Origin of the sequence: Blautia sp. CAG:237 (genome assembly GCF_000436615.1) — a bacterium.
GTDB classification, from domain to species: Bacteria; Bacillota; Clostridia; order Lachnospirales; family Lachnospiraceae; genus Blautia_A; species Blautia_A intestinihominis.
The window spans coordinates 46,503-51,720 of record NZ_FR886773.1 but is presented as its reverse complement, the minus strand read 5'-3'; the positions used below and the strand labels follow the sequence as shown (position 1 = coordinate 51,720).

General features: G+C 46.0%; 6 protein-coding genes and 1 riboswitch. Of the genes, 4 read left to right on the top strand and 2 right to left on the bottom strand.

Features of this window, described 5'->3' with window-relative positions; translation table 11 throughout:
* Positions 1 to 90: 90 nt before the first annotated feature.
* A complete protein-coding gene (locus tag QZL69_RS14050) occupies positions 91 to 372 on the bottom strand; it encodes a cysteine-rich small domain-containing protein (RefSeq protein WP_022215760.1) in 282 nt (93 codons plus the stop codon).
* Positions 373 to 738: 366 nt separating this feature from the next.
* A riboswitch (cobalamin riboswitch) is annotated at positions 739 to 930 on the bottom strand.
* Positions 931 to 1,138: 208 nt separating this feature from the next.
* Here QZL69_RS14050 and nudC point away from each other — a divergent pair.
* The 4 genes from nudC to QZL69_RS13680 all read left to right on the top strand — a co-directional run bounded on the left by nudC (position 1,139) and on the right by QZL69_RS13680 (position 5,020).
* Positions 1,139 to 1,987, top strand: coding sequence for an NAD(+) diphosphatase (gene nudC / locus QZL69_RS13695; protein WP_022215759.1), 849 nt, complete (start codon positions 1,139 to 1,141; stop codon positions 1,985 to 1,987).
* A gap of 311 nt (positions 1,988 to 2,298) precedes the next feature.
* On the top strand, positions 2,299 to 3,420 hold the full coding sequence (locus QZL69_RS13690) for a glycerate kinase family protein (RefSeq protein ID WP_022215758.1): 1,122 nt from the start codon (positions 2,299 to 2,301) through the stop codon (positions 3,418 to 3,420).
* Positions 3,421 to 3,566: 146 nt separating this feature from the next.
* Positions 3,567 to 3,947, top strand: coding sequence for a diguanylate cyclase domain-containing protein (locus QZL69_RS13685; RefSeq protein WP_022215757.1), 381 nt, complete (start codon positions 3,567 to 3,569; stop codon positions 3,945 to 3,947).
* Positions 3,944 to 5,020 (top strand): CdaR family transcriptional regulator, encoded by a 1,077-nt coding sequence (locus QZL69_RS13680; protein WP_022215756.1) that lies wholly within the window; start codon positions 3,944 to 3,946, stop codon positions 5,018 to 5,020. The genes QZL69_RS13685 and QZL69_RS13680 overlap by 4 nt, the downstream gene beginning before the upstream one ends.
* A 5-nt stretch (positions 5,021 to 5,025) precedes the next feature.
* On the opposite strand, the gene QZL69_RS13675 is transcribed toward QZL69_RS13680, so the two are convergent.
* The coding region (locus tag QZL69_RS13675) for a hypothetical protein (RefSeq protein ID WP_291519830.1) at positions 5,026 to 5,218 on the bottom strand (193 nt) is incomplete at its 5' end.

The window sequence follows — 5,218 nt, the reverse complement described above, 5'->3', positions numbered from 1 at the left end:
GCCCTACGGGCGGCGTTCAGGGGCCACACCCCGGTGAGCGAATGTCAGCCGTACAGGAGGTGTTTCTCCGTAGGCGTCCCCATTCCTCACCTACCCCATCTTCTTCATCAACTCCACCAACTCCGCATACTTCCCAGTCACATACCCATAATTCTTCCTCTTATGCGGCAGCTGACAATCCGTGCAGTCCTTAAATCCCTTATCCGTAAACTTAAAATTCCCGCCACATTTATCACCCAGTGCATACAACGGGCAATAACAAAACAGACAATTAAAGTTCTCCGGGTCTGCCCCTTTATGGCATGGAAAATATTCACACTCCTTATTGCTGAAATAGGAATAATGTTTCCCTTCCCAATACGGTTTCTCCATAATATTCACCTCCATCCCCTTTTCATCCTATTATATCCTATAAGAAGATATAAAAAAAGCAGCTATGACCAATGTCATGCTGTCATTCAAACATTCTTATAGAGGATTTGCGATGCTGCTCCGGGGTAGACAATGAATCCGTTCAAATATGCGGAGGGAACGAATGCATCCGAAGCAGTATCGCCTGCCATTTAATCATACCCTTAATGGGTTACCATGCTCTGCGGCGGCCACCGCAATTACAAGCATGAGGTATAATTCATACGAACAGGCGAATTCCATAAAAAAATGCCTGCTTCCAATAAGCAGACAACACTCTGGGACTGCGGATATCCCTAAGTTGGTTGTTACACTTTACACGGAAGTTTAACCTCGCCATACAAAGCAGGTTTCCTGACTTCAGGATCATCGCTTGCCTTCCCCTTCTCATACTATGTACAATGGGATAATGAAGGTTCGCTCCTCTGTTACAGTGACCGGATCGCTCAGGACTCTCACCTGATTCCCTCTTCTGACTGCTACGCGGACACAGCCAGCACTTCATATGTTCAATATGGAATTATACTGACATTATAATAGCATACCCTTTGGTCATTGTCAATAGTATCTGATACTTTTTTCACAAATTCATAAGTAAAAAGTTATAATCTCTTTTCACATCCGTTTTTTCTCTGTGTTGCATTTTTTCTGCGTGTGTCCTATACTGAATTATATTTTCCGGTCCTGCATGACCACTACGTAGTTATCACCAAAAGGAGGATTTTTTATGATTCAGGATATCGCACCGCATACTTATCACAATGAATATAAACCAGTCACACCGGATGGCAACAGCATCATTCTCGCTTACGAAAATGGAAAGTGTTTCTTCCATAAAAAAGAAGATGACGTTTCCATCTCTCTTCCACGTTTTCGCGAACTGGAAGGAAATGTAAGTGATCTGTACGAAAATTATATCTATCTTTTTTCCATTGATCAGGAACGTTTTTATCTGATCCCGGGACTTGATACATCCCTGCTGCCGGGCTATGAATTCCATGAAACAAGAGAGCTTCGTTATGTCCAGCCACAGTATCTTGCTTTCGCCACAGTCACTGGATATCAGCTCTGGTTCTGGTACAAAAATCGGCGTTTCTGCGGATGCTGTGGAAAACCAATGAAGCATGACACAAAAGAGCGTATGATGTACTGCCCTTCCTGCGGCCGTCGGGAATACCCGGTACTTATGCCGGCTGTCATCGTCGGCATCACAAACGGTGACAAGATCATTTGTTCCAAATATGAAGGCCGGAGTTTTAAACAATATGCTCTGATCGCCGGATTTGCAGAAATTGGGGAAACCATTGAAGAGACCGTCCAGCGTGAGGTCATGGAAGAGGTCGGCCTTAAAGTCAAAAATCTTCGTTATTACAAGAGCCAGCCATGGTCCTTCTCCGGCACTTTACTTTTCGGATTTTTCTGTGATGTAGACGGAGAGGATACTCTCACGGTGGATCACGAAGAGCTTTCCATAGCACAGTGGTTTGAGCGTGATCAAATTATCGGTCAGGACAACAACAGCAGTCTTACTAACGAGATGATGATGGTATTTGCTGCTGGAAAAGAACCAAAATAAAGAATAGACAAACGTGGTATCTGTTTTTACAAGCAGACACCACGTCCAGACTATCGCATTATACTCATCATGCAGATCTGCACTTTACAATTCTTTTATCCGCTTCATTTCAAATATTTTGTTATATAGTATATATATTTCGTAAATTTATCTTTATTTTTCAGTATCAAAGACATATCTTTTTCATCCCGCACATGCTATAGTAACATCATCAAAGCTGTTCAGTTCCTCCAATCACCTTACACATTTGCGTTTACTGCCTGAGCAGCTTTTTCAAAAAAACATTCACATTACCAACAGGGGGTTTTGTTATGAAAGTTGTAGTTGCTGTTGATTCATTTAAAGGAAGCATGACTTCCATGGAAGCCGGCATGGCTGTCAAAGCCGGCGTTCTTGCCGCACATAAAGATGCAGAAGTGATCGTCAAACCACTGGCTGACGGCGGCGAGGGAACTACGGATGCCCTGATCGAAGGGCTGAATGGAGAACGTGTCGATGTCACAGTTACCGGACCTTATCATGAACCGGTCAACGCATATTATGGTTATCTCAAGGACACCAACACTGCTGTCATGGAGATGGCTTCTGCCGCCGGGATCACGATCTCCGAGCAGAAAGATCCTATGATCGCTACCACTTACGGTGTCGGTGAAATGATCCTTCACGCCATCAACAAGGGAATCCGCAATTTCATCATCGGAATCGGCGGCAGTGCTACCAATGACGGTGGGATCGGAATGCTTAAGGCTCTTGGATTTACTTTCCTTGACAAAGACGGTCAGGACACCGGCGAAGGCGGACAGGCGCTTGCCAAAGTGGCTTCCGTCAGACTTTCCGACAATGCTGAGCTTCTCTCCCAGTGTAATTTCAAGATCGCATGTGATGTCACAAACCCGCTCTGCGGCTTCCAGGGTGCCACTTACATCTATGGTCCGCAGAAAGGCGTTACTTCCGAAATGCTTCCGGTCCTCGATGCCGGAATGGAAAACTATGCAAAAGTTACCTCACAGACCATCGGAAAAGACAACATGAACGCATCCGGTGCAGGTGCCGCAGGCGGACTTGGTTTTGCATTCTTAAGCTACTTAAACGGAGAACTGACTCCTGGCATCCAGCTTATCCTGAATGCTGTCCATCTTGAGGACGAAATGAAAAACGCCGATGTTGTCGTAACCGGTGAGGGTCGTCTGGATCATCAGACCGCCATGGGAAAAGCTCCTGTAGGCGTCGCAAAACTCGGCAAAAAATATGGTGCAAAAACCGTCGCTTTTGCAGGAAGCGTCACAAAAGAAGCCGTTGCCTGCAACGAAGCCGGTATTGATGCATTTTTCCCGATCGTCCGTGGAATCTCCACCCTCAGTGAAGCCATGGATCCGGCTACTGCCAAAGCCAATATGGCTGCAGCGGTGGAACAGGTATTCCGTCTGCTTTAACTTTGTCCCTTTTCTCCCTTTGCCCGCTGGTCCCTCTCCCGTATGCCAGCGGGCTTTTTTGCGTATAAAACTGGTATTTTGGCGGCTGATTCGTTATAATATGAAGAACGGTTTTTTTACTATATAAAATAATGGGGTATTTTATCATGAAAAAAATAGCACTTATCACAGACGGCTGGAAACGTTACGTTACCTATGCCTGGGTAGAGGGATACCGCCGCTTTGCTTCCGTTCTCCGGCAGAACTGTCCTGTCGGTTCCATATGTATGCGCTATGGTGGCGACGAGTTTGTATGTGTCGTTCCTGATCTTGACATAAGAAAGCTTCATCAACTGGAACAAAATATCCAGCACGCTCTGGCTGAACTTTCTTCTGCCAGTCATTTCTCGTTTCCAATTGAAGCAAGCATTGGCAGTGTCATCGCTGACGATCCTGTATTCTCTCTCAATGACTATATCAATCTCGCCGACCAGAAAATGTACCAGACTAAAAAAGCCCACAAAGCAGCACGAGGAGCAACACCATGACACCTTACATCACCAGAGCACTCGCACAGCAGATCGTAGATACCGTCCGGGATCTGTGCGGACAGAACGTGAATTTCATTGACTGTTCCGGGACGATTTTTGCCAGCACAGATGCGACACGCATCGGGACCTTCCATGAAATCGGACAGCAGACGGCCGAGCGCGGTACTGTGATCGAAGTTCGGGAAAATGACCGTTTTACCGGCACACAGCAGGGTGTCAATCTTCCTGTCTACCATAATCACAAAATGATCGCCGTCATCGGTATCACCGGAAATCCCGATGAAGTACGCAAATATGCCAAACTGGCTGAACGGATCACCCGGCTTTTGATCCGTGAGAAGGAACTGGACGCTTTTAACCGCACAGAATCTGACAAAAAAAGCTATATCCTGCGCGGGCTGATCGACCATGAGGATATCCACCCGGATTATCTCAGAGAAAATCTAACCCGGTGGAACATCAGTGAAAAAAAGTCCTGGCAGCTTCTTCGCCTGAAAATCCATTCTGACAATGGACCTGCACTCTCCGCTTCTCTGGACACTGCCATCTCCCGGCTTTTTCAGAAGCTTGACAATCAGCTTTTTACTTTTGTGTACCCGGATGAGTATCTTGCTGTCATCGAAGACAAGGTTTTCCACCGGCAAAGACAAATTCTGCTGGATTTCGCACAGAAATATGAAGGCACTCTGTGCATAGCTGTGGGAAACCCGTCCTCAATCCATGAAATCGCAGATTCTGCTTTTTCTGCCGAGATTGCACTGAAATCCATACCTGCCGGATCTAACTATGCAGAGGCTTCCTCTCTGGATCTGGAACTGATCCTCGCCTCCATAAATTCCCGTAACAAAAAAGCCTTCCTGGAGAAAACCCTCGATAAGCTTTCTCCGGAAGACCTTGAATTACTTCGTATTTACTTTTCCTGTGACATGTCCCTCAAAAAGACCTGCGAGGAAACGTATCTGCATAAGAATACGATCCAGTATCGGCTCAATCATATCCATAAGAAATGCGGATACAACCCGCGGGAGTTTCAGGATGCTGTGCGGCTGTATCTGGCACTGAAGATGTAACAATTCTATGCCAGCTGACTGATCAGTTCAAGAATTCTGCCTGCACAGGAACGGATTTCTTCTTCTGTAAGATCTCCGTTTCTGTATGCTTCGCGAATACTTTCGGCATCTTCTGCATTTCCAGGCATGATGATGTCATTTCCTGCTGCAGCACATTTCCATGCAACACTTCCATCTTCCGGTACAGTTGTATTCCAG